This is a genomic window from Paenibacillus hodogayensis, from assembly GCF_039536325.1.
GTDB lineage: Bacteria > Bacillota > Bacilli > Paenibacillales > NBRC-103111 > Paenibacillus_AB > Paenibacillus_AB hodogayensis.
This window is the reverse complement of sequence record NZ_BAAAYO010000001.1, coordinates 384,876-410,442: the sequence shown is the minus strand read 5'-3', so window position 1 is coordinate 410,442 and position 25,567 is coordinate 384,876. Positions and strand designations below refer to the sequence as shown.

Below are 25,567 nucleotides of genomic sequence, written 5' to 3'. Positions count from 1 at the left end.
AGCGAAGAATTATTATCTCTCCCATCGCTGAGTCGTCGGTCCAATATACCAGAGTTGACTCTCCTACAGTACTTGAATCAAGGGTATACGTTGGAGGATCTAGAGCGTGTGTTAATCCAGAACTCTACAAGGGAACAAACGCTTGAGGTTCTTCTGGATCAGGTCCATCCGGAAGTCAAGACTCGTTTAAGGCAGTTAAACTACTCGCCAGTCAAACCGGAACAAAATACAGTCTCAGCTCAGGTTTACCCCGGGCCTTTTATAGATTTCAACAGTGTGGATTGGAGTACATATAAGCAACTGCCAGCCGTCACGGATACAATCATTACTGATCCGAATCCGAATGGCCCGTCGGTGTCGAATAGCACCTACCAGAGAACGATGAACGCGCTATCCTCGACATCGTTCCCGAGAAGCTATGACGAGCTCGCCGTGAGGCGGCTTCAGGTCCAAACGGATGTGGCCCCGTTTGCGTTATCGGCCGGCAGCGAAAACATTTCCCCGATCAACGGGGCTTTGAACTTGAGGGTGACCGACCTGGTTTTGCCTGGGCGTAACGGCCTTTCCTTTGCGCTCACCCGCCAATTCAATAGTGCTGATGCGACGTATTACGATAAATACGTGTATCAGGGCTCCATTACACGGGAGAAGTACTATCTGGACCTAAGTGCCCGATTGTATACGACCAACCCGTATCAATTGACTCCATACGGAAGCGCCTCGGCGTTCTCCATCGATCCGGTGTTCGGGCACTTCTCCTTTGTGCAGTATATGGGGTGGTACGATAAATGGCCATATCCGTTTAATTACTACGTCGAAACGCAAGAGTTTGACGAGACAGTCCGCAAGCAACTGCAAGCCAGCTACCCGTACGTCGATCCGAACAATATCAATAGTCCTTCTCTGTTCAGTAAAATGTACCTGATCAACGGCACGTATTTGGAAGCCAAAGCGTACACGACAGGCGGGGTGTACCGAGTGCCGTACTACCAGCCGGAGTTTCTCGGAATCGGCTACAGCAATAAAACGAAAGCTTTCCCGAATGAAAACCGGTTTCCGATCGGGAAAGGCTGGAGCTGGGATATTCCGTATATTGAGCTTAAAGACAACAAGAATTACTTGCATCTGCCCGGGGGCTCGGCCTATCAAATCAGCGGGAATTCGTTGGTAGGTTATCCTTGGAACGACCTATCCATCACGTACGATTCGTCGGTGACGGTGAATGACAAGACCTCGTATTACGTATTGACCTCCATCCAAGGTCAAAAACAGTATTTTACGTCCTACGGTCAATTGATTCAAATGGCGGACTTGTTTGGGAACACGGTTCAGTTCGAATACAGCTATATCAGCCCCTACGGGTCGGTCTTAACCAAAGTCAGAGATGCGCTCGATAACGAAATCAATATTACCTATTCGACGACCAAGGTGACGCTCACCTCGGGGGACCGCACCGTCGAATACGATAAGATGTTAGATCCGCAAGGCAACAAAGAATTGCTTTCGCGGGTGACCGACCCGAAAGGCAGACAAACGCTGTACGAGTACAGCGTCGCATCCACGGCGTTCGATTTGGTCGCTTCGGGCACACGCGAAGACAACTTTGCAGCACTGCTGACCAAAGTGCATCACCCGACGCAAGCCCGGACAGAGTACACCTACACGCCGTACGAGCGGAGAATCGGCACCTTCGCCATCGAACAGGCGTATCGGGTTACGGCACGGGAAGAGGTCATGACGCCGATCGGCGTCCCGTCTATGACCGCGAACCGGGTCACCTACAGCTACAACGGCGATGGGGCGGGCGTGATGCCGGGTCCTTCGGATGTCTTCATGACAACCGTGAATGACGGCCGGGTGCAATCGACCTATACGTACGACAAAATCCGTATTAACGACGATCTGCCATATGTGTATTACAACACCGGCATCACGCAGCACGACGGGGTTCAAACGACAACCTCGGCGATGGAATACAACCGAACGAACCGTTGGCCGACGCCGATCAAGAGAACGTCGAAGACGATCCGGGGGACCGAGCAATCGGTCGAAGTCATCACCCAGACCTCCTACGATCCTTACGGCAATGTGACGAGTGAGACGGATCCGAACAACGTGGTTACCTCGTACGGGTACGATAACGCGACCCATTTGCTACGTTCGGTAACCCAACCGATCAACAACAGCGGATTAACCGCCTATACCGAGATCGACCGGTATCCAGGAACGAACGCCGTGCAGCAGGTTCGCGTGAAGGAAGGCGGCGCCGGAGGCCCGCTCAAGTCCCAGATCAGCTATGGGTACGACGGATACGGCAATGCGACGGCGGTAACGCTGAAGGACGATAACCGGGATATCGTCGTCTCGACCGCCTACGATGGCCTGTACAGTGCGGGTTTCCCGACCAGCCAGTCGATCCAGGTGACCGATGCCAACAACCAAACGACCACGATCAGTCAGTCGTTTGCGTATACAAAATCGACGGGCGAGCGGACGAGAGCGGTAGACGGCAAAGGATATGCTACCGACTACGAGTTCGACAAGCTGGGGCGTCTGACCAAGGTGAAGCACCCGGATGCGAGCGAGATGAAGCTGACGTATGACGATGCCGCCAACGAACTGGTGGTGAAGGACGAAACCCAGATCGAGACGCGGACGCAATGGAATCCGCTGGGCTGGAAAGTAGCCGCGGGGATCGTAGGGAAAGCGCAGCAAACGTTTGGGTACGATGCATATGGTCGGGTAAGCTGGAGCAAGGACGGAGCAGGCAACCAAACCGACTATACTTACGACAACCGTAACCGGTTGAAAACAACCGTGTACCCGGGAGGGGCCACCGCTACGGTCGCGTACGATGACGTGAACCGGATCGTGACGGAGACGGATGCGGAAGGAAATAAAACGGTCACGGCATCCGATGTGTTGGGCCGGATGATTCGGAAGGAACGGAACAGCGGGTCCAACGAACGGATGGGCTGGAACGAATACGCCTACGATTACGCCGGGAACCTGACCACGTTGCAGGATGGCCGGGCGGACGGGGCGGGAGGCGTGCAAACGACCCAATACGGCTACGATATTCTGAACCGTCTGGTAGCCGTCACCGATGCGTTAGCCAACACGACGCGGTATACGTACAGCATGGCCAACAACTTGACCCGGGTCGAGTACCCGGACCACAATCAGGTGCAGAAGCAGTACGACCAGGTGGGTCGTCTGATCCGCAGCATCGACGCGTCGAACCAGATTGAAACGTACGCCTACGACGCGAATAGCAACCTTCTGACGAGCATCGACCGCAAAGGGCAGACGCGAACGTTCGGCTACGATAGCCGGAACCGGCAGTTGTCCAGTGCCATGTCGGACGAAGTCATCGCGTTCCAATACGACGCGGCGGGCCGTCGGCAGTGGATGCAGGATAACACGGGCAGAACGAACTACACGTACGATTCCGCGACGGGATGGCTAACGACTGTACAGTCTCCGGATCAGTACAAGGTCCAGTATCAGTACAATGACGAAGGCAAGCGAATCCGCATGATCGATCCGTTCGGGGTGGCGACCCAGTATAAGTACGATACACGCAGCCGTCTGAAAGAGGTAGGTCCTGCTGAAAACGATTGGTACGCTAGGTACAGCTACCAAGGAAACAACTTACCGAAAGAGCAGGAGTACCGGAACGGCGTGAAGTCGACTTCTACCTATACCGAGTACAACTTGAACGGGCTGACGCATACGAATGCGGGGGGGACGTTCCGCACCTACAGCTATGGCTACGACTTGCACCGCAACCAGACGAGTCGGACGGAGAACGGAGCGGGGCATAACTTCGGGTATGATGCGTTGAACCGGATCGCCACATCAAGCCAGTTCAACGAGCAGTACCAGTACGACAAGCGGGGGAATCGGGCATCGCTGCAAAGCGACAAACCGCTGAACCTGTTCGGGGCGAGCTACCAGTATGACAACCGGAACCGGTTGACGGGTGTCAACACCGGTACCGGGGCGGTTGTAGGGTACCGGTACAACGGCGATGGCCTGCTGGTGGAGCGCAGCGAAAACGGAGTAACCACGCGCTACTACTACGATGGAGCCGACATGATCGCGGAAGGAACGGTGTCCGGCGGAGCGGTCACGCACAAGGCGAGCTACATACGCGGCAACGGTCTGGTGGCCCGTGTGGACGGGAACGGTGGTAAAGCGTACTATGTACATAACGGACATGGGGATGTCGTTGCGCTGACCGACGGTACGGGCAACGTGCTGAACCAATATACGTATGATATGTGGGGCAATCCGTTAACGGAGCAAGAGAGTGTCCCGAATCCGTTCCGGTATAGCGGGGAGTTTTGGGATAAGAGCACCCAACTGCAGTATCTGCGGGCTCGCTGGTATGATCCGAGCATGGGCAGGTTTATAAATGAGGATACGTATGAAGGGGATATTTCAAATCCGCTGAGTCTCAACCTGTATACGTATGTTCAGAATAATCCTTTGATCAATGTTGACCCCTCAGGTCACAGCATGTGTGGGATAGGAGGAGAAGGAGCAGCTTGGTGTTACAACTACTTTAGTGGTATACAGAATAAAATGCAGAGTATTTATTACAGCATTACCGACTCTACGGTTTTTAAGGGGACACAAGCTATTGCAGATTTTGCGGTACTTGATGATGTAAATACATTACTGGATTCAAACGCTTCTTTAACTGATAAGGGCCTTGCTGGCTTAGGCTTTATACCTGTCGGTAAAGTGTATAAAGGTGGGAAAATTCTCGTTAGCCTAGCTAATAAGTATAAAACCATTTCACGAGAGGTTAAAGCTTCGGAGGATGCTTTTCGCGCCGTCAAAAATATAGCTTGCAATTGCTTTATAGCTGGAACAAAGGTTCAGACGAAAGATGGAGAGAAGCCGATTGAAGATGTCAAAGTCGGTGATCAAGTACTTGCCAAAGATGATATTACTGGCGAGGTTGCTTATAAGGATGTCCAGCAGCTCTTCCAACGTGAAGAAGAGGAAACATATAACATCACTGTGGGAAATGAACTGATAACTACAACATCGGAGCATCCATTCTGGATTGTTGGGGTTGGATGGGTAAAATCCAAATATTTGCTGGTGGGGGATATTCTGACAACCAGCAACGGTAAAACAATAACAATAGATAAAATAGAAGTAAAGAAAGAACATGTCACTGTTTATAATTTTAAGGTAGAAGATTTCCACACATATTTTGTTTCAAATCTAGGAATATGGACACACAACAGTTGTTTTACATGGACTGGCAAAGGCTTCGATAATCTAGCTAAGGGACTCACACCTGATGATTTTATTAAGGGATTAGAGGATTCAGGCTGGACTAAGACAATTGAATCGGGTGGGAGAAAGAGTGGAGATGCAACTATTTTCCTTGATCCTAGTTCAGGAACAAAAGTAAGAATCCATGCTTCACCTGGTGAAGGAAGCCCTTATTTTAGAGTTCAAAACAGTGGTGGTGGCTATCTTGATGCATCTGGGATATTTCCAAGCAACGCTACCAAACAAGAATTAAGAGATTTGACGCACTTTTATTTTGGACAATAAGAGGTGAACAACAATGATTTTAGCTGAAGGATTATCAGCTATTTTTAATGAATTTGATTTTACGGATAGCATCATTTCAGAAATTAAATGGGAAAATAACTTTTTTGATTTGGCTATAACAATGGATTATTATTGGGATATTCAAGAGGGGAAAGAGACTACTAGGTTGCTAAAGTTACTTTTTAAGGACGTAATGAAGGCAGATTTTCAAACAAATAAGATGTTAGCTAATTTACCTAAAAGCGAGATACATCCCGATAGCTGGTATACAATTGTTCGCTTATCTGAAGAAACCAATAATGTATTTATTAAAGAAGAAAACTTGCTTGATTTTAAAAGTATTCAAATTTTCACCTATGACCATTTTACTCCGTTGCTTGCTGTTGTGTTTCGAGAAATAGTGATCGTAGAAGCTGTTTAATCTACTCCTCGTTGAAGAACACAAATAATGTATGAATTTCGCTCCCCCTTGCGACCAATCCTCGCAAGGGTCTTTTTCTGCCGCTGAATGCTAAAAACACAGATTGGATCGTCTACAACAAGTTGGAAAGCAAAAATGAGGACCAGCAGCCGATCCGGTCCCCATACATATTGCGCGACAACGTTTTGAAGAAGGTATGGCGAGCGGGCAGTCTTACTTCTTACTACTACGTGCATAACGGCCACGGGGATGTCGTCCAACTGATTAACACGGCGGGTGCTGTGGTGAACAGCTACCGGTACGACGAGTGGGGGAACCTTCTCCAGCAGGCAGAAGGCGTGCCGAATGTCTTCAAGTATGCGGGGAAGCCGTACGATCCGGAAACGGGCTTCTACTACTTGCGTGTCCGGTATAATGAAAAGGAACGAAATCACTTGGTTCGACAGGTGAATAAATCTGGCCTTTCTCAAGAGGCTCTTATCCGCGCCCTAATTAACGGCTATATTCCGAAACCATTACCTCCCCTTGACTATCACGCGCTGATCCGCGAGCTTCATGCCATCGGAAATAACCTGAACCAGTTGGCGGCGAAGGCTCATACAACCGGGCATCTGGAGAGAGAAGTCTTTCAACAAGAGGCGGATCAATTGCGCCGCGCTGTGTTGCAGATTCAGAAGGCCGTAACAGAACGGAGCGAAGGATTGAGCAGTAGACCGCTCTGCCGAGCGTCGTTAAACGGAAGGAGCGAGACATCCCGGTCTTGCCCTTCCTGAATTTTTGTCAATAGATTTTACAGGTGTAGTAATGTCAAGCATTGGAGCCATTCAAAGGAAGTTGGCTGGTGGTGTTCAAGAGCGTTTTTTGGCGCGGGGAGGATAAGGCATTTTTTGATCCGTGCGGCCAAGCAAATAATCGATGCTCGTTTGATGGAAATCGGCCAATGCAATTAAGAGCGCTGTTGGAATATCCAACTTCCCTCGTTCGTAATCGCTGTAGGTTCGCTGCTTGATGTTCAGATATTCGCACAGTTTCTCTTGTGATAAATCTTTGTCTTCACGCATGTTCCGTATTCGTTCATAGACCACAGGTACTCACCTCAAGATGAGTATAGTTCAGTGGATAATCCACTATTTACTTTCAGTGTGTTATACACTAGAATTTCTTGTATGCGCCCTTTTTATACAGGAAAATCCTTTTGGAGTAAGAGTAAACTGGGGCGAAACGCCCGCTTGCGAGAATCTGAGGGCATCTGCTGCTCCGTTCGGTGGGTTTAAGGGATCTTCCAAAGCGACGGTTTTTCGGAAAAGGACAAAGGAGATGATTGCAACGCATTCTACGAAAATGGCAGTCCTGACTGTCTTTTATCTGAAGCGGGAACGGTTAGGGCTGAGCTATGAAGATACGCTTGACTTGGCGGACGAAATTGCGCGGTACATTTCGAATTTTCGGCGAATCGAAGCGGAGGTCATTCTGGAAGCCAATACAACACTATGGAACAAGAGCGGACACAGAGCGCTCGGCCAATTATCGCTGCAGCAATTGCTGGACATTATGGAGGCCGCTCAGCATGCGAGCGTAGACGAGCCTTTTGTGGATGAGCTATACAAGGAGCTGCGACGCAAGCTAACGCAAGAACAGGGCAAATAGCAGGTAAGCCTGTAAATAGCCAAGTGCGGCTCCTTGTTCGCTCGACCAGCTATGGATCTGAAAAAGAGGCTACGGAACGAGGCGGCATGACCTGTAATCCGAAGGAGGACACTCATAGCATCATGAAAGGAGCAAACGAACTTCTAAAACATATTGAACGCGTCCGTAGAGAACTGAATGAGCAAGCGCTGTGTTTTGGTCTTCAAAGTCATGCGGTGCTTGAAAAATCAAGAGAATTGGATCAGCTACTGAATGCTTATCAATCCACAGAATCGGGGGCGAACATGGATTCAAGCCAGAGATTGCTATAAATATTAGAGTGGTTGTTTCAGAGGTGCCCGATTCGGGTTCAAAAATGAAACGGTTAGTAGAAGGCTCCAATCAGGATGCCCTCGACTAACCGTTTTATTTTGAGAGGAGAGCGATAACATGGAGCCGCCCGTTTTTCACGACTCCGAGCATGAAGCCTTCCACTACCGAATGTTAGCGGAGCGTCGCTGTACCGACAGCTACCATCGCGCATTGTTTTACACACTGGGCTTGTCGAAAGAGACCCGCGCCCATAATCAGGAATTGTTTGACTTTTCCGATGGCGGCATCAAGCCGGAAGGGCTGTCTGCTCCCTGGCAAACTGGAGGTTCCACCTGCATATGTCGATTGGCGTTCAATCTCTGGAATGGTTGGAGCCAGACCGGAGAGGAACGCTTTTCAACCCGTATGAACTTTTTGATTGCGATGCTGCTCCTTACTTTTTTGAAGCGATATGTTTGCGCTATCCGGAATATACTCGCCATCATGCTCTAGTCATCAAGCCACATACCGAGCGTATCCGGTAATTGAAATCAGCGGGATATATGAAAGAAATGGATTGCCATGATTGGGGGGAGCGGATTATGGAGGAAGAACAGCAGCCTCTGCCGTCTGTTCCGGTGGAGGGGATCGAACAGAAACGGGATAGCAGCATTAACCCAACAGAAGATCGCCCCATACGCGAGATGCAGAAGGGGAAAAGCTTGTATATCGTGCAATATCACTATATCGGCAATGCAACGCTAGGTGATAAAATCGAACGGCTTGTTTTGCGAACGTGGGAGGATGAAAAGTTCAGGAACCGATGAACCTGAAAGGGAATCCTCGCGATTCCCTTTTCTCATAGACCTTGGCACACTACTTGCCGCTTTAGAAATCCGGTATACTGAAATCAGCCGATTTGTTGCTGGGAAATGGCGGAGAATGAAGAAACACAGCAAACCCGAACCGCGATTTACTGTCGTTTGAGCCGGGATGATGAGCAGAGTGGCGAAAGCATGAGCATTGAAAATCAACGAATTTTACTCCGGCGCTACGCGAAGGAGCATAGCTTTGAAGTGGTTGAGGTGTATACGGACGATGGCTGGAGCGGCACCAACTTTGATCGCCCCGACTTCCAACGAATGAAGCGAGACCTTGAAAGCGGCGGCATTGATATTGTGCTGGTGAAGGATTTGAGCCGTTTGGGCCGCAATCAGATCGAAACGAGCCTGTGCATTCAAGTGTTTTTCCCGGAGCATCAGGTACGCTTTGTTGCCGTCAGCGAAAACATTGACACTTCGTTACGATAAGCTTACGTGTACATTTGCATCCTTTTTATCACTGGTCTCTATTTTGCTATGGTTAAATTAGGTTTGAAGACACGCTCTAATTCGTCGGGGCGATGCATCGGATGCATTTAAAACTAGCTTTACGACAAGTGGCAAAGAAATAGAACCATGTACTTTAAAAGAAATATTATTAAGAAGGGCTGGTGGGAATTAATGGTGCATCAAGAGCTTAGTGCTATTGAATTTAAAAAATTTGGTTTCGCTGAGGCTGAGGCATGGCCTCAGTTCCCTCATCCGAACGAAAATACGTTTACTATTTCGGTTTGGGGCGTTGACACTTCTGGCAAAGTGCTGAAAGAACTGGGGCTTATTGTCGACCCAAACTACGAATATTATCTACAGGGATGGACTACTTTCAAATTTTATGAGTTATCAACTCTTGAGCTTCGGGTAACTTTATACGAGGACGAGAAAGGAGCACGTTTTCTAAAGCAGGACAAGAAAGACTTAAAATTAGAGAAAAACATACGTTATAAAAATTCAGAAAATAAATTAGATTACACAAAGTATTACATCTCTTGTATTATGAAATGGCCATTTGGATTTTGTGAGATCATGTTAGAGGGAACGAATAAATTTGAACTAGAAATTGGAGAAGTAAAGATAATTCCTCTAGACGATTATATCCAAGAACCTGATAGATATCATCACCATCTATAATGGTATTACCAATCACAATGCGGATAATCCTCGCGTTGTGGTTCTTTTTTATTTCCGTTAAACCCTTGTAAAAACAGTGATTCGTTATCTGCGGCCAAAGATTAAAGGGGGTTAAGAAGGGGAGCTTACGAATCCGCTGAGTCTGAAGTTGTATATGTACAATAATTGGCGACAGTACTTCAAGGGATATCGGGTTGCTCAGACATCAAGACAAAATTTGGGGGCAGGTTTTTTAACAAAAATCAATTCCTATATCTATTCAATATGGCAACACGAACAAGTAATTTGGTCGAGGATAAGAAATGAATTATGGCTAGGGAACAACTAGGCTTGAGATCCGGGAGACACTCCGGAGCGAGGAAGGGTAGTAGCTGTCGGTTCGGCGAATGATCGAGCCGGAGAGCGTGAGAGCTTCCGCCAAAGGTTGCCGCTTCTGCGGTTTTCTTATACAATAACAGCAGATGGATGATAATTATTCTCATTTCACTTGATGATGAACCAAAGGCGGAGCTGAGGAATGAAAACCATTTTGCTGATCGAGGACGAGAAACATTTATCGAGGTTTATCGAGCTGGAGCTGCGTCACGCTTCGTTCGCGGTAACAACAGCTTCCGACGGACCGTCGGGATTGAGCCTCGCCCTGAGAGAAGACTGGAACGTCATCCTGCTCGACCTGATGCTGCCCGGAATTGACGGTCTGGAAATATGCCGGCAAATCCGCGCGGTCAAGAAAACGCCGATCCTTATATTGACGGCCAGAGACAGCGTCATGGACCGGGTATCGGGACTCGACAATGGGGCGGACGACTATATTCCGAAGCCCTTTGCGATCGAGGAGCTGCTGGCGCGCATCCGGGTCGTTTTCCGCAGGCAGGAGGAAAGCTCCGAGGACAATAAGACGATGCTGTCGTTTCAGGAGCTGAGCGTCAATCTCGATTCCCGCGAGGTACGCAAGGGCTCCGAGCAGGTCGAGCTGACGAAGAGAGAATACGACTTGCTCGTTGCGTTTCTGAGAAACGCGGGCCGAGTGCTGACGCGCGAAACGCTGCTCGATATCGTGTGGGGATTTGAAGCGGCCGTCGACACGAATGTCGTGGACGTCTATGTCCGTTATTTGCGCAATAAAATCGATGCTCCGGGAGAGACGAGCTACATTCAGACGCTGCGCGGGACCGGCTATGTGATGCGACGATGAGCAGATTGGCGTTTTCCTGGCTTCAGCTTCCGATCAAGTGGAAGCTGACCTTATGGTCGTCCCTGTTGTTGTTTATGCTCTTCGCGGCTTATAACGCGGTTCAGTATACATACGTGGAGCAATGGATGATTAAGCGGGAGAAGACCGGCGTTCAGCAGGCGATGAGAGCGGCGCTTAATTATTTCCTGGAAAATGAAGTTGCCTTCAAGGGGGGAGATCTGGCTCCCATTCGCAGCTTTCTCGAACGCATCAACGGTCAAAATCAAGGGATTCGCGTACTCGACGGGAACGGCAACGTGATCGTTTCGATCTCGAACGGATTAAGAGACGGCTGGGGCGAGACGCCGGAACGGAGAAAGGACGACGAGATCGCAGGGACGTGGCGGCACAGCAATCATCAGCTCATGATGAGAAGTCCGCTAACGATTTTTGAATTTAACGGTACGATCGAGATTGTAAGAAATACGGAGGACTTCGCCGAATTAATTGCGGCTTTCTCCCGCGTCATGCTGCTGTGCGGGCTCGGCGCACTCGTTTTAAGCGGGCTCGGCGGCTGGATGCTGGCCCGTCAACTGCTTAAACCGCTGCAATCGATGACTGATACCATCCGCAACATTAAGCGGAAAGGGCTGCACGAACGGGTGCCGCTCAGCGGCAATCAAGACGAGATTTATACGCTGATGAGCTTGTTTAATAATATGATGGATCAGGTGGAGAGATCGTTTCTTCAGCAGAAGCAGTTTGTCGAGGACGCTTCGCACGAGCTGAGGACGCCGGTAGCGATTATTGAAGGCCATCTGGCCATGTTAAGGCGATGGGGAAAGAACGATCCTTCCATTCTCGAAGAATCGCTGGACACTTCCATTCATGAGCTGGCCCGGCTCAAGGGGCTCGTTCAGGAGCTGCTGGCTTTGTCGCGTGCGGAAGCGTCGCCTCACGAGGACGAGCGGCGGGTGTCCGTAGCGGCCGAGACGATTCGGCAAATCGTTCGCAATAGCGCCATCGTTCATCCTGCGTTCCGTTTCGAAGCCGATACGGAGGCGCTTGCGGACGTGGCGGCGGGCATTCCGCAGCAGCAGCTCGAGCAGATTTTGCATATTCTGATTGACAACTCGGTCAAATATTCGCCGGATCGCAAAACGGTTCGAGTGACGGGGACGGTCCGAGGCGATCAAGTGATCATTCAAGTGTCCGACCAGGGCGCAGGTATTCCTGCAAGCGAACTGCATCGCGTCCTTGACCGGTTTTATAGGGTGGACAAGGCAAGAAGCGGGGAGCAGGGCGGCTACGGCCTTGGCCTGGCAATCGCCAAACGGCTGGTCGAGCGGTACGACGGCGCCATCAAGATCGAGAGCGTGGAGCATGAAGGCACGACAGTAACTGTAGTGCTGCCGGCTGTACTTGAATGAAACGGCACGTAACGCGGGTAGGCAAGAGTAGGTAAGTTTCTATGCGGAAGCTTATCTACTTTTTTTTCATTTTCACATCGTTTTCTCATTTTCATCGATTACAATGTAAATTGTTCGTTTCAGTGGAAATGATATTCATTATCAGTGAGGATGAAATATGGCTGGAGGGGAGTCATGGTACATATAGCGCCGATAGGCGAGGGTCGCTCCGATCAAGGTGAAGAAAGCGGCGGCTGCTAAAAGATAATGCAGGATGAGTCTTTTTTTTGGGCACCTATTGAGAATGAGTATTATCGTCAACACAAATACTATCGATGGATCGTTTCATCGGAGCAGTCTTAAACATTTATTCAAAAACAAATCTCGGAATAGGGGTAATAGCGATGAGAAACAAAAAACTTACCGGCGGCCTTGCGCTGCTGACGACAATGGCGATGATCGCGATAGCCGGCTGCGGCGGAGCCCAGACGGGCGGGGCGGCCAATTCGAATGCAAGCAAACAGGCGGATAATGCCGCCAAAGGGAAGGAGCAGGTCGTCAACGTATTTACCGCCCGGCACTATGATGTGGACAGTACGCTTTACGATGCTTTTACGAAACAGACGGGTATTAAGGTCAATGAAGTCAAAGGTACGGCAGAGGAGCTTGTCGAGCGGCTGAAGCGGGAAGGCACCAGCACGGAGGCGGACCTGTTCGTCACCGTGGACGGCGGCGTGCTCAACTACGCGAAGCAAAACGACGTCCTGCAGCCGATAACATCGCAAGCGATCGACAAAAATGTTCCCAAGCAGTTCCGCGACAAAGACAATCAATGGGTCGGAGTCGCTACGCGCGCCCGCGTTATTGTATATGCGAAAGACCGCGTCAAGCCGGAGCAGTTGTCCACTTATGAAGACTTGGCTAGCGACAAATGGAAGGGCAAGGTGCTCGTCCGCTCCTCGTCGAGTTTGTACAACCAGTCGTTGCTCGCTTCCTTTATCGAGTTGAACGGCGAAGCGAAGGCGGAAGAATGGGCGAAGGGCATCGTAACAAACCTGGCCCGCAAGCCGGAGGGCGGAGACCGCGACCAGGCGAAGGCGATTGCGGCCAAAGTCGGCGACGTCGCGATTATGAATACGTATTACGTCGGCCAAATGCTGAATTCGAAGGACGCAGAGGAAGTCAAGGTTGCGCAAAACATCGGGGTGTTTTTCCCGAACCAAAGCACGACCGGAACGCATCTGAACATCAGCGGCATCGGATTGACCAAGCATGCCAAAAACAAAGATAATGCAATCAAGCTGGTCGAGTTTTTTACTGGCAAGGAAGGGCAATCGATGCTCACTCAAGGCAGCTTCGAGTTCCCGGTAAACGAGACGGCCGATCGGCCGGAGCTGCTGAAAACGTGGGGAACGTTCAAAACCCAGCAGATCGACTTCGGCAAGCTCGGCGACCATAACAAAAAAGCTACCGAACTGTTGAACAAGGTAGGCTGGAAGTAGGTTGGAACTTACATGAAAGTCAACACGGCATGGCGCACGATAAAACGGAACGGCAACGCTTGGGTTCTCATAAGCGTTGCGGGGGCCCTCGCGGCCCTTCTTCCGTCTCTTTATATTCTGATCGGCCTCTTCCGGAAGCCGAATGAAAACTGGCAGCATATCCAGCAATACTTGCTGCTAGATTACGCGTTCGAGTCGCTACTGCTCGTGCTCGGAACGGTCGGCTTCACCGTGCTGATCGGCGTTACGCTGGCATGGCTCGTGGCCGCATACGAATTCCCGCTCAGGCGTTTTTTTGCCTGGGCTTTCGTGCTGCCTTTGGCGATACCGCCTTATATCGCCGCTTACACGTACGGGGACATGCTCAGCTATACCGGGAGCGTGCAAATCTTTTTCCGAAACGTGCTGGGCCGGTCGCCGAACCAGAGCTATTTCGACATCATGTCCATGAAGGGCGCTATTTTTATTTTTACTTTGTTTTTATTTCCGTACGTATATTTGATTACGAAGACGTTTCTGGAGAAGCAGAGCGCCGCCTTTATCGAAAATGCGAGACTGCTCGGCAAAAATCCGGTTCATATTTTTTTCCGGATCGTGCTGCCGTTGTCGCAGGCGGCGATCGTCGGGGGCGCCAGCCTGGTCGCCTTCGAAGTGTTAAACGACTACGGGGTTACGAAGCATTACGGCATTCAGTCGTTTACGACCGCGATATTCAAGACATGGTTCGGGATGTCCGACGTCGACTCGGCTCTCCGGCTCGCCGCACTGCTCATGTGCTTCATCATCGGCGTGTTCCTGATCGAACGACTGCTGCGCAGGCGCAGAAGATACAGCTCCTCGACCGGCAAGACGAGGCCGCTGGCGAGAAGAAGGCTGAGAGGGATTAAGGCAGTGGCGGCATTGTTGTTCAGCGCGGTTATCGTTTCGCTTTCCTTTGTGATTCCGGTCGCACAACTGATCGTGTGGGCGACATGGACGTACCGGGACGTGCTGAACGCCAAATTTGCCGGACTGCTATGGAACACCCTGTTCGTCTCCGTCGTATCGATCGTGCTGCTGATGCTGGTCGCCGTCATTGTCGCCAACGTCTGCCGCCTGCACCGGAACGGGTTTACGCTGGCGTTGTCCAAACTGATCTCGACGGGGTATTCGATTCCCGGAGCCGTCCTCTCTATCGGGGTGCTGGCCGTGTTCATTTCGCTAGACAACAAGCTTAGCGGCCTGTATGCCGGTCTCGGCTGGGGGACCGGCAAGCTCGTGCTCAGCATGTCGCTGGCGATGCTCGTATTCGCTTATATGATCCGTTTTTTGGCGGTCGGGTTTAACTCGGTAGAGGCCGGGTTCGAGAAGATCGGCAATCGGTATTCGGAAGCGTCGCGCCTGCTCGGCTTGGGAATGACCCGGACGTTTTTCAAGGTCGATCTGCCGATGGTCAAAGGCGCCGTATGGACCGGGTGTATCCTGACGTTTATGGAAATTGTCAAAGAGCTGCCGCTGACTTTGCTGCTGCGGCCGTTTAACTTCGATACGCTGGCGACAAAAGCGTACCAGTACGCGAGCGACGAGCAGATCCACCAAGCTTCGGTGCCTTCGCTGCTCATTATTGCCGTCGGCATGCTGTCCGTATTTTTCTATCACTGGTTAGGAGAGAGGCGGTCCCTATGACCTTTTTCGAGATGTCCGGCATTACTTTTCAATACGATAAAGGAAACGAAAGCGTGCTGAGCGGGTTCGCGATGCAGCTGGAGCAGGGCGACGTGGTAGGCGTGCTCGGACAAAGCGGTTGCGGGAAAAGTACGCTGCTGCGTCTAATCGCCGGGCTAGAGGCGCCGCATTCGGGTCGTATCGTTATCGGCGGATCGACGATGGTCGATGCGAACGTATTCGTCGATCCCGAGTCGCGCGGCGTCGGGATGGTGTTTCAGGATTACGCGTTATTCCCGCATCTGACCGTCGAGAACAACATCCTGTTCGGACTGCACCGGTTATCGAAGAAAGAGCGGGCGGCCAGACTGGACGAGATGCTTGAGCTCGTGCAGCTGCGCGAATATGCCAAACGGTATCCCCACGAGCTTAGCGGGGGACAGCAGCAGCGCGTCGCGTTCGCCCGGGCGCTCGCTCCAAGACCGTCGATCCTGCTGATGGACGAGCCATTCAGCAACCTGGATAGCGAGCTGAAAGGCAAAATCCGCGACGAATTGAAGCAACTGCTGCGCGCAGCCCGTATCACCTCGATTCTCGTCACCCACGACCAGGCAGATGCGGATGCGATCTGCGATCGGATCGTCCGCTTGGAGCGCAGGGCAACCGTGACCGTGCAATAATTGAAGCAACGTTCGGTTGGATGGAGGGCTGCGTGCCGGATGGTTGATTTGACCTGAACTTGGCGTTCCCGGACACCCTTAACGGGATTGGCAATATTCGGGCGGCCGCTCCCCATGCTCTGCCAACTATGGTAATATAGTTAACAGTCAGCAATGAAAATGAAGAAGTCCATTCGCAGCCATCCGCGTTTCATACCAAGGTGAAATGAGGAATATCGAGAACATGGGGATTCAACCGGATGAACGATTGTCAGTCCATAAGCAAACCATCATACTTTCATCAAAAGTACATATACCGCCCTTGTCGGCAAGCCATGTCGTTCGCCCGAGATTAATAGACCAAGTGAATGAAAGCGTTTGCGATCCATATAAGCTATTGCTTGTAACCGCTCCGGCGGGATTCGGGAAAACGACGTTGGCGAGCAGTTGGATTCACCAATGCTCGATTCAGGCAGCCTGGGTTTCTCTCGATTCGGCAGATAGCGATCTTATTCGTTTCTGGAGTTATGTGTCAGCAGCGCTCGAACAGCGGTATCCCGGCTTTGTTCGGCAAACAGAAACGATATGGCGATCTAGCCGCGGTTATTCCGTGGAAACCGCGATGTCGTTTTTCATCCAAGAAATCAGCCGATATCCGGAGGAATGCGTGCTTGTATTGGATGACTACCATCTGATTACGAACGCCGACGTCCACGATAGCGTTGCTTTTTTCATTGATCATATGCCGGCGCGGTTTCGTCTCTTCATGATTAGCCGATCGGTTCCGCCGCTGCCGCTGCCGCGTCTCCGGGCGTCGAAGCAGATCAAGCATATGGGAGTGGAAGAACTTCGGTTCACGCAAATTGAAATCAATGAGCTGCGGATTTTGGCGCAGGAGCAGCCGCTTTCTTCCAGTGATCTGACTTTGTTGGAACAAAAAACAGAAGGATGGGCGGCCGGTTTGATCCTTGCGCTCCTTTCTATAGAAGGACGCAGCGATGTTTCGGATTTCATCGAATCTTTTTCCGGAAACCATCGCTACGTTACCGACTATTTGCTGGATGAGGTGCTGTTGTGCCAGTCCGAAGAGCTTCAAGCTTTTTTATTGCAAACCTCGATCCTGAACCGGATCACTTCATCGCTGGCGGAAGCGGTAACGGGTCGAAGCGATTCGTCCCATGTACTCGCTTTTTTGGAGCGTTCCCGGTTGTTTTTCGTACCGCTTGACGATACGCGGTCATGGTTCCGGTTCCATCATCTGTTTGGGGAGATGCTCAGGAAACGGCTGGACCATAGCATGAGCAGCAAGGAGATTGCCGAACTGCACCATCGGGCCTATCATTGGTTCAATGAACAGGGACTTCTCATGGAAGCGATCAGCCATGCACTGACGGCTCACCGTTATGATGAGGCGGCAACAGCTATGGACAGCCATTTGTCGGACCTCATTAAAAATGGAGAAGAGGCAACGCTGCTGAGATGGCTTCAAGTATTGCCGCTCCGGAGCGTCGTGCGCCGTCCGGATTTATTTTATTACCAAGCGGGAATATGGGCGGCATCGGGTCGCAGCGAAGAAGCTCGGGAGCTGCTGGATCGCGCGATTCATCTGATAACGACGGAAAAAGAGTGGTTTCCGGTCGATGTGCGCAAGGAAATCGAAATGCGTATCGAGATTTACCGCGCAACCATCGCGTATTATCAAGGGGATATCGATGCATTTATCGAACGGTTTGACGAGAATAGAGAATCGATTGTGAATTTCGGTACAATTGCCAGGGTTGTTAACTTGGGGGAAGCGCTGCTGTATCGCGGTCCGATCGGATTTGGCGGCAGATTGCAGAAGATGGCGTATTTATCGGCGAAGGCATCGGAATCGCCGGTCAGGAAGCAAGCCCTTCATCAAACGCTGCAAGGGCACGGATACGTATTGCTCGCCGACTTGTATTACGAATGGGACCAGCTGGACCAAGCTCAAAACGTCGTGGAGCAGGCGCTTGCCGATCAAAATGCGACACTACATCTCGGAGTCACCACGCCCGGTATTATTTTGTTATCCAAAATTTACGAAGCCCGCGGGGAGCCGGCCTATGCGGAATGGCTGCTCCAAAAAGCAATTAGCGATGTACAAGCTCTTCCTTCACCGCACTGGCAGCTGCTCCTGGAGGCCAGGCTTGTTCGCATTCAACTGTCTCAAGGCCGTTCGGATGCGGGAGAGCGTTGGATCGCGGAGCGACACATTCGTGCGGAGAAAACGAGTATCGACAGGGAATATGTGAATGTGACGCTGGCGCGATTCCTAATCCATCAGGGGCATACGGAGCAGGCCGTCTGGCTGCTGAGACAATTGGTACAGGATGCCAAGCGGGTGGGCCGATTAGGCAGCCAAATAGAAGCCCTTCTCCTGCTGGCGCTTGCTTATGACACTCAAGGAAAGCGGGTCAGCGCCGCGGTGTCCTTGGAAGAAGCGTGCAAGCTGGCAGAGCCGGAACGGTATGTAAGGATTTTTCTGGATGAAGGGAAGCCGCTCGCCGATCTGATCTCCCGATCGCTCAGGGAAAGCCGGTCGCAACGATCGACGGCTATGACCTATATCAAACAGCTACTGCCATTATTCCATCATATTGACGCTGGTTCTGTTCAGACCGACATGGTCGAAGAGACGAACGAAACGCACATTATTTTGACCAAACGAGAGAGAGAAATATTGCAGCATATTGCGGACGGGGAATCGATTGAAGAGATCGCTCGAAGCTTGCATATTTCGCATGGAACAGTGAAACGATACACCCACAATTTATATCAAAAGCTGCAGGTCAAAAACCGGGTGCAAGCGGTGACCAAGGCGAAAGAGCTGCGATTATGGTGAAGGAGTATACACATTCGGGGAAGCGGCAAAAACGGAGCCACGCAGGTTTGCGGGCTCCGTTTTCGCATGAATCGGGTTAAAAACAGCATAGTCCGCTTGGATACAGGCGGGGGAGAATGCAATTAGGAGCTACTTTGAAGAAAGGTGTACGTTTTAAAAATTGAAGATTGTAGGGAAAAGCTGGCATGGTATAATTTAGGTTGATTTCCAGCGGAAGCGGCGACCAAACGGCTAGACATGAACGCCGATGTACATAGAGCAGTCGTGAAAGTCGGGAAAGGGGCCCAAGCGATGAAGAAAAATTGGTTTTACCGGCTGCTGCTGTCTTATTTGCCCGTGTTTCTGGTGATGATCGCGGCGGTACTGCTGATTGCCTTCGCTCAGCTCAGCCGGTACTCCAAGCAGGAAACAGTCAAAGCGAACGAAGCGTTCATGATGTTCATGAAGCAAAGTCTGGACGTTTCCTTAATGAACATGGACGAGCTGGCCGTCGACTTTGTGACCAAAGCCCATGTCTCCGACTTTTACTACAATCCGGACAAGCAAAACGAGCAGATGCTTGCCTACCAGCTCTCGACCGAGATGTACCGGATGGTGTTGCGCTCCGACTTGATCGACTCGATGTATTTGTATCGGGGAGAAGACGATGTCGTGCTTAGCTACGATATGCTGAAACCGCGGTCTGAATTCGGCGATCGCGAATTTATAGATGTAATGCGCCAAACCCCGTTTACGAACTACTATTGGTCGGATGTCCGCTCTTACCGCCCGCTCTCCGGCAGAAGAGAGGAGGTCGAGGTCGTTTCGCTCGTCCGCCAAGTGCCGTTATTGACCGGAACTCACGGTTTGCTGGTCGTCAATGTGAATACCGAGTCCGTCCGGACGTTTGTAACCCGGCTGTTTGGGGACAATCGAAGCTACTTCACGATTGCCGACCGTTACAACGTTCGCATCGCCGACAACGAGCCAGCCGGCGGAGACGGCTTTGGAGACTGGGTGCGCGTTCCGCTCGCCCAGCCGGACTCGACGTTGACGGGCTGGCATTTCGAGAGTGGGATAAAGGGAGGAACGGCGCTGGCCGCGGCATCGGTCTTCTCCTATGTCGGCTGGTTGACGCTGCTCGTCGTGGTTGTGCCCGGAATCGTCTGGATCATCGTATTGAGCAGGAGGCATTATCGGCCGCTCGAGAAAATCGTGGATAGCATCGGCGCCTACTCGCTGAGCAGAACCCAGCAGCTCGTGGCGGGGCGGCAGGACGAATTCCGGTTTATTCAGTCCGCGCTCGACGACTTGGTCAAGCAGTCCAACGATTTCCGCCAGCAGTATGCCGAAGGATTGGTGTATCAGCATCGCCAGCGGTTTTTCGATCTGATGTACGGGAGCGCAGCGGTCGGACCCGACGAGTGGGTGCAACTGGCCGAAGCGATGGAGCTCTCTCCTCCTTACCGTCCGCTGCTCGTAGCGGCGATGGAGATCGACCGCTATCATGAATTCGATACTCGCTATTCCCGCGGGGATCAAAATTTGCTGAAGTTCGTCTTGACCAGCATGGTCAAGGAAATGGCGGCGCAGTACCGGTTCTGCGTCCTGAAGGAATGGATGTCTCCCGAGCAGCTCGCCATTCTCATCCAAGCGCCGGCGGCCGAGAACCCGAAAGAGGGAGGCGGAGTGCTGGATTTCGGCGAAGAAATCCGCCGATGGGTAGATAAGCATATGCAGATGACGGTAACGCTGGCGATCAGCTTCCCGGTTGAAGGATACGAGCGGCTGCCGGAGGCGTACGAAGCGGCAGCGGAAGCGCTGAAATACAAAACGACGCTCGGCAGCAACCGCGTCATTCAGGCGGAAGAGCTGGAGCGGCAGCCCGTGTCGGACTTGTTTCAGAATACCCGCCTGATCCGCAACGTCGTCTTGGCCATCAAGAACAGCCAAGAGGAGTGGAGGGAAGAGCTGATTCTGCTGTTTGACGAGATGAGACGCTGCCGGCTGAACCGCGACGACATCTCCAGCTTGCTTGCCTACCTGTCCTACCAGCTGAGCCGGGAGCTTGCACATTTGCCGGGCGACATTTGGCGCGAATCGTACGAGGACTGGAACGGGAGGCTGGTGCGGCTTCTGGATACGTGCGACGTATTGGACGATTTGCAGCGCGGGGCGCTGTACCTTCTGGAGATGCTGGCGGAGCAGGTGGCGCAACATCGGGAGCATCAGCCGAACAAGGAATTGATCCGTCAGGTGAAAGCTTATATCGAGCAGCATTACCACGATCCGGATATTTCGCTGGTCCATATCGCGGACCGCTTCGGCATTAAATACGTCAGCCAGTTTTTCAAGGACGAGATCGGGGAGAAGTTTTCCGATTATTTGACCCGCGTACGGATCGAGAAGGCGCAGGCTCTGCTGCAGGAAACGCAGGACTCCGTCCAGCAGGTGGCGGCCCGGGTCGGTTACGCCCATTCGTTCTCCTTCATTCGCATGTTCAAGCGGATCGTGGGCACCACTCCCGGCGATTACCGGAAGGAGCAATCCGCGGCCCGGTTCTGAAGGGTATACGCTTTCTTTAATCGGTGCATCGCTTTCCCCAAAACCCTTGCGCAGCAAGGGTTTCTTCATTGTTTTTCAGAATGTGCATGGCCGATATAGTGTTTATTTACAGCGTTGGGATCAGGTTTGTATGATTAGGAGCACAGACGGTCGAATCCCTGCTCGGGATCGTCAGGCCTCTTGGATAAAGCAAGCTGTCAGGGAGTGAAAGAAGGATGAGGCAGACGGTTAAAGAAGGCATGGACACACGTTGGAACGGTGCGGCTGCAGGAGCCGAAAGGAGGAGATACCGGCACAAGAGGCTGCTGCTGATGAATGTACCGCTTATGATGATGTTCATTCCGGTCGCTTTGTATTTTGCGATATTCAAATACGCGCCGATGGTCGGCCTGGTGATGGCCTTTAAGCAGTACAGCCTGGCGGACGGCATTTGGGCGAGTCCCTGGGTCGGACTGCAAAATTTCGAGCTGCTGTTTTCCAACCCCCAGATGCTGAACATTATCCGCAACACGCTGGTGCTGTCTCTGCTGAAGCTGATTGTCGGCTTCCCGTTTCCGATCGTGCTGGCGATATTGCTGAATGAAGTACGTCGGGCATGGTTCAAGAAGGTGGCCCAGACGCTTGTCTACCTGCCGCATTTTCTGAACTGGGTCATTGTCGGCGGCATGGTCATCACTTTGTTCTCGCTGGAATCCGGGCTGGTCAATAAGGGGCTGGAGCTGCTGCTCGGATACCGATACGCCTTTCTGTACAACGAGCTGTCTTGGATCGCCGTCTATCTCGGCTCGGGCATCTGGAAGGAGGCGGGCTTCAGCGCCATCATATATTTGGCGGCCATCACGGCGATCGACCCCGGGCTTTACGAATCGGCCAGCTTGGACGGCGCGAACAAGTGGAAGCAGATGTGGCATATTACGCTGCCCGGCATCCGTCCGACGATCGTCATCCTGCTGATTCTCTCGACGGAGGGTGTCATGGATCTGGGCTTCGATCAGATCTACATGCTGCAAAACCGCGTAGTCAACAATATCGCCGACGTCATCCCTACCTATATGTACCGGATGGGAATTCAGGGCGGACAGTTCAGCTTGACGACGGCGATGGGGCTATTCTCCTCGCTGGTCGGGCTTGTGATGATCACGATATCGAACCAGATTGCCAAGAGGTTTAATCAGTCTCTCTGGTAAATACGGGAGCAACGACGGGGGATGGAAGCAAATGCGAGAATCTTACGGAGATCGGCTGTTCTACGCAGCCAACTACACGCTGTTGACGCTGGCGGCTTTAACCTGCCTCTTCCCGCTGCTGCATGTGCTGGCGCTCAGTCTGAGCGACCCGACCGCCGTGCTGGCGGGCAAGGTGAACATCGTTCCCATTCGTCCTCGCTGGGACGCATACGTGCAGTTAATCGAGGGGACGAGCGTCATGAGGTCGTTCGGGAACAGCTTGACGATCACGACGGTCGGGACGCTGCTATGCATGCTCTTTACGATATTGGCCGCGTATCCGCTGTCCCGAAGCTATTTCGTCGGACGCCGAACGCTGACGCTGGCCATCGTGTTCACGATGATCTTCAGCGGCGGTCTCATTCCGACGTATCTGATCGTCAAGTCGCTTGGCCTTGTGAACGGCTATGGCGCGCTCTGGCTGCCGGCCCTCGTCAGCGCCTACAATATGCTGATCCTCAAAACCTTCTTCGAGGGTCTGCCGGAGGAGCTGATCGAGTCTTCGCGGATCGACGGCTGCAGCGAATGGAGGCTGCTGACTCGGATCGTGCTGCCGCTGTCCGGTCCGGTTCTGGCGACGTTGACGTTATTTTATGCCGTCGGCTTCTGGAATTCCTTCATGAACGTCTTGATCTATATCCATGACAGTCATAAGACGAATCTGACGGTGATGGTGCAGCAGATGATCAGCAGCCAGATGCTGGAAGATGCGGCCGCGCTGCGCAAGGATGAGGTGGAGCGGCTGACGACGCCGGAGGGGCTCAAGGCCGCAGCTATCATGATCTTAATCTTGCCGATGCTGGCGGTGTATCCGTTTATTCAGAAGTATTTCGTGAAGGGGGTCATGATCGGCTCCATCAAAGGATGAGGGCGCACCAAAGCAACAAAAGAATACGCATGATCGAACTTGCAAGTGGATGAAACATGAAAAGGGAGGCTGTACGATGATCAAAATCAAATATGCCGCTATGCTGTTGGCTCTGGCCGGCTCGCTCGCTGCTTGCAACCAGACGGGCGGGAAGACGGGCGTCGGGGATTCGGGCGGAGATCAAGCCAGGCAAGGAGAGAAAAAGAAAATTTCCGTCATGGTCTACGACCGCAACAGTCTTCCCCAGGGAGAAGGCACGTACGAGAAAAACCGCTGGACCGAATGGATCAATCAGAACGGGCCGAAAGATGTCGAGGTGACCTTCGTTCCCGTTCCCCGGGGTGCCGTGCGCGACAAGCTGAATACGATGTTCGCTTCGGGCAGCGCGCCGGACTTGATTCTGGATTACGACGCCGCGCTGCGCAACGACCTGGTGATCCAGAAGCTGGTGATGCCTCTCGACGAGCTGATCGAGAAGCATAGCGTTTACTACAAGGAACTGCTGCGGAAGCAGCCGGCTTTGGCCAAGCTCAGCATGAAGGAAGACGGCAAAAACTATATGATCGGGAGGATCGACGGACTCGATATCAATCATTACGTACTGATCCGCCAGGACTGGCTCAAGAAGCTGAATCTGCAGGTGCCGACGACGCCGGAGGAGCTGCTGAACGTAGCCAAGGCGTTCGCCGAGCAGGACCCGGACGGCAACGGAAAGAAGGACACGTACGGGATCGCTCTCTCCGGCACCAGCGACAATATTTTGACCTATATGTTCCAGACGATCTATCCCGTATTGGACTCCAATCTCGATTATGTCAACCCGTGGGAGCAGACTAAAGCCTCCTACGAGCTGAAAAAGAAGCTCTACGAAGCGGGTGCGGTCGACAAAGATTTCCTTACCGATACGACAGGCAAGAAGGCGGAGCAGGACTTCCTCTCCGGCAAGCTGGGGATGTGGGGCGGCAACTTCGACGCCAAGAAGCTGGAAAGCCTGAAAACATCCTCCCCGGGAGCGGAGCTTGTTCCGATGGCGCTGCCCAAGACGAAGTTCGGTCAATATGCGCCGGAGCTTGGCAGTCCGATGTCCCCGATCGGCCTGATCAACCGTTCGGCCAAGCATCCCGACGCAGTGATGAAGTTTATCGATTTTATCGGTTCGCCGGAAACCGGCAAGACGATGTACTACGGCATCGAAGGGGTGCACTGGAAGAACGGGGAGAACGGCTGCCCGCAAATTATCGACGAGGCCAAATACAAGCAGGAGGTGACGTGGAACCGCGACTACTTCATGCTGACCTCCAAATATTTCGACAAATGCCAGAAGCAGAAAAAAGCAAACATGACCGACATCGAGAAGGAGTTCGACCGGATCACCGAGGAGGCGCGCAAGCTGTACTTGGACCCGAAATCGCCCGCACCTTATACCGTGGACAAAAACGTGGTGCCGACGCTGCCGCAGGATCTGTTCGTCATCAAGCAAAATACGGAGACGAGCATGAAGGATATTTGGGTCAAGTCGATCGTAACTCCGGGCTATTCGCCGGACCAGGCGTTGGCCGATACGCAAAGCATGTGGAAGAAATCCGGCGGAGACAAAGTGGACCAGTATTATGCGGATTGGTTCAAGGATAACAAGAAGCTGCTGGTCAAGGTGACGGACTGGTATTCCATGAAGTAACAGCGAGAAACCGGCCGAGGGCGCTGCTTGCAGTAGGTGAGACGCC

Annotated in this window: 20 protein-coding genes; 19 read left to right on the top strand and 1 reads right to left on the bottom strand. The window is 52.0% G+C overall.

Annotated features, from left to right (window positions below; genetic code table 11):
* Positions 1 to 354 precede the first annotated feature (354 nt).
* The 3 genes from ABD796_RS01545 (at position 355) to ABD796_RS01535 (ending at position 6,777) form a co-directional block, all read left to right on the top strand.
* A complete protein-coding gene (locus ABD796_RS01545) occupies positions 355 to 5,583 on the top strand; it encodes a polymorphic toxin-type HINT domain-containing protein (protein WP_344901786.1) in 5,229 nt (1,742 codons plus the stop codon).
* Positions 5,584 to 5,596: 13 nt separating this feature from the next.
* Positions 5,597 to 6,004, top strand: a complete 408-nt coding sequence (locus ABD796_RS01540) for a hypothetical protein (RefSeq protein ID WP_344901784.1) — start codon at positions 5,597 to 5,599, stop codon at positions 6,002 to 6,004.
* 122 nt (positions 6,005 to 6,126) lie between these two features.
* On the top strand, positions 6,127 to 6,777 hold the full coding sequence (locus ABD796_RS01535; RefSeq protein WP_344901781.1) for a plasmid mobilization protein: 651 nt from the start codon (positions 6,127 to 6,129) through the stop codon (positions 6,775 to 6,777).
* Between the two features lie 75 nt (positions 6,778 to 6,852).
* On the opposite strand, the gene ABD796_RS01530 is transcribed toward ABD796_RS01535, so the two are convergent.
* Positions 6,853 to 7,065 (bottom strand): helix-turn-helix domain-containing protein, encoded by a 213-nt coding sequence (locus tag ABD796_RS01530; RefSeq protein WP_379118309.1) that lies wholly within the window; start codon positions 7,063 to 7,065, stop codon positions 6,853 to 6,855.
* Between the two features lie 256 nt (positions 7,066 to 7,321).
* Here ABD796_RS01530 and ABD796_RS01525 point away from each other — a divergent pair, with 256 nt between their 5' ends.
* The 16 genes from ABD796_RS01525 (at position 7,322) to ABD796_RS01445 (ending at position 25,521) form a co-directional block, all read left to right on the top strand.
* Entirely contained in the window at positions 7,322 to 7,651 is a 330-nt protein-coding gene (locus ABD796_RS01525) for a hypothetical protein (protein ID WP_344901775.1), read from the top strand.
* Positions 7,652 to 7,773: 122 nt separating this feature from the next.
* On the top strand, positions 7,774 to 7,962 hold the full coding sequence (locus ABD796_RS01520; protein WP_344901773.1) for a Spo0E family sporulation regulatory protein-aspartic acid phosphatase: 189 nt from the start codon (positions 7,774 to 7,776) through the stop codon (positions 7,960 to 7,962).
* Between the two features lie 118 nt (positions 7,963 to 8,080).
* Positions 8,081 to 8,455, top strand: coding sequence for a DUF6075 family protein (locus ABD796_RS01515; RefSeq protein WP_425566822.1), 375 nt, complete (start codon positions 8,081 to 8,083; stop codon positions 8,453 to 8,455).
* A gap of 89 nt (positions 8,456 to 8,544) precedes the next feature.
* Positions 8,545 to 8,769, top strand: coding sequence for a hypothetical protein (locus ABD796_RS01505; RefSeq protein WP_344901767.1), 225 nt, complete (start codon positions 8,545 to 8,547; stop codon positions 8,767 to 8,769).
* 105 nt (positions 8,770 to 8,874) lie between these two features.
* A complete protein-coding gene (locus ABD796_RS01500; RefSeq protein ID WP_344901764.1) occupies positions 8,875 to 9,252 on the top strand; it encodes a recombinase family protein in 378 nt (125 codons plus the stop codon).
* A gap of 147 nt (positions 9,253 to 9,399) precedes the next feature.
* Positions 9,400 to 9,951 (top strand): hypothetical protein, encoded by a 552-nt coding sequence (locus ABD796_RS01495; protein WP_344901761.1) that lies wholly within the window; start codon positions 9,400 to 9,402, stop codon positions 9,949 to 9,951.
* A gap of 517 nt (positions 9,952 to 10,468) precedes the next feature.
* On the top strand, positions 10,469 to 11,146 hold the full coding sequence (locus ABD796_RS01490; protein ID WP_344901758.1) for a response regulator transcription factor: 678 nt from the start codon (positions 10,469 to 10,471) through the stop codon (positions 11,144 to 11,146).
* Positions 11,143 to 12,555 (top strand): HAMP domain-containing sensor histidine kinase, encoded by a 1,413-nt coding sequence (locus tag ABD796_RS01485; protein WP_344901755.1) that lies wholly within the window; start codon positions 11,143 to 11,145, stop codon positions 12,553 to 12,555. Before ABD796_RS01490 ends, ABD796_RS01485 begins: the two co-directional genes overlap by 4 nt.
* A 383-nt stretch (positions 12,556 to 12,938) precedes the next feature.
* Positions 12,939 to 14,036 (top strand): Fe(3+) ABC transporter substrate-binding protein, encoded by a 1,098-nt coding sequence (locus ABD796_RS01480; protein ID WP_344901752.1) that lies wholly within the window; start codon positions 12,939 to 12,941, stop codon positions 14,034 to 14,036.
* Between the two features lie 12 nt (positions 14,037 to 14,048).
* Positions 14,049 to 15,701, top strand: coding sequence for an ABC transporter permease (locus ABD796_RS01475; protein ID WP_344901750.1), 1,653 nt, complete (start codon positions 14,049 to 14,051; stop codon positions 15,699 to 15,701).
* Positions 15,698 to 16,360 (top strand): ABC transporter ATP-binding protein, encoded by a 663-nt coding sequence (locus ABD796_RS01470; RefSeq protein ID WP_344901748.1) that lies wholly within the window; start codon positions 15,698 to 15,700, stop codon positions 16,358 to 16,360. Before ABD796_RS01475 ends, ABD796_RS01470 begins: the two co-directional genes overlap by 4 nt.
* Positions 16,361 to 17,006: 646 nt before the next feature.
* Positions 17,007 to 19,205, top strand: a complete 2,199-nt coding sequence (locus ABD796_RS01465; RefSeq protein WP_344901745.1) for a winged helix-turn-helix domain-containing protein — start codon at positions 17,007 to 17,009, stop codon at positions 19,203 to 19,205.
* Positions 19,206 to 19,496: 291 nt separating this feature from the next.
* The gene (locus tag ABD796_RS01460) at positions 19,497 to 21,749 is read left to right on the top strand and encodes a helix-turn-helix domain-containing protein (protein ID WP_344901742.1); all 2,253 of its coding nucleotides are present in this window, start codon (positions 19,497 to 19,499) and stop codon (positions 21,747 to 21,749) included.
* Positions 21,750 to 21,964: 215 nt separating this feature from the next.
* Complete coding sequence (locus tag ABD796_RS01455) at positions 21,965 to 22,936, top strand: ABC transporter permease (RefSeq protein WP_379118320.1); 972 nt, start codon at positions 21,965 to 21,967, stop codon at positions 22,934 to 22,936.
* A gap of 31 nt (positions 22,937 to 22,967) precedes the next feature.
* Positions 22,968 to 23,843, top strand: coding sequence for a carbohydrate ABC transporter permease (locus tag ABD796_RS01450; protein ID WP_344901739.1), 876 nt, complete (start codon positions 22,968 to 22,970; stop codon positions 23,841 to 23,843).
* 76 nt (positions 23,844 to 23,919) lie between these two features.
* Entirely contained in the window at positions 23,920 to 25,521 is a 1,602-nt protein-coding gene (locus ABD796_RS01445; protein ID WP_344901736.1) for an extracellular solute-binding protein, read from the top strand.
* Positions 25,522 to 25,567: the final 46 nt, after the last annotated feature.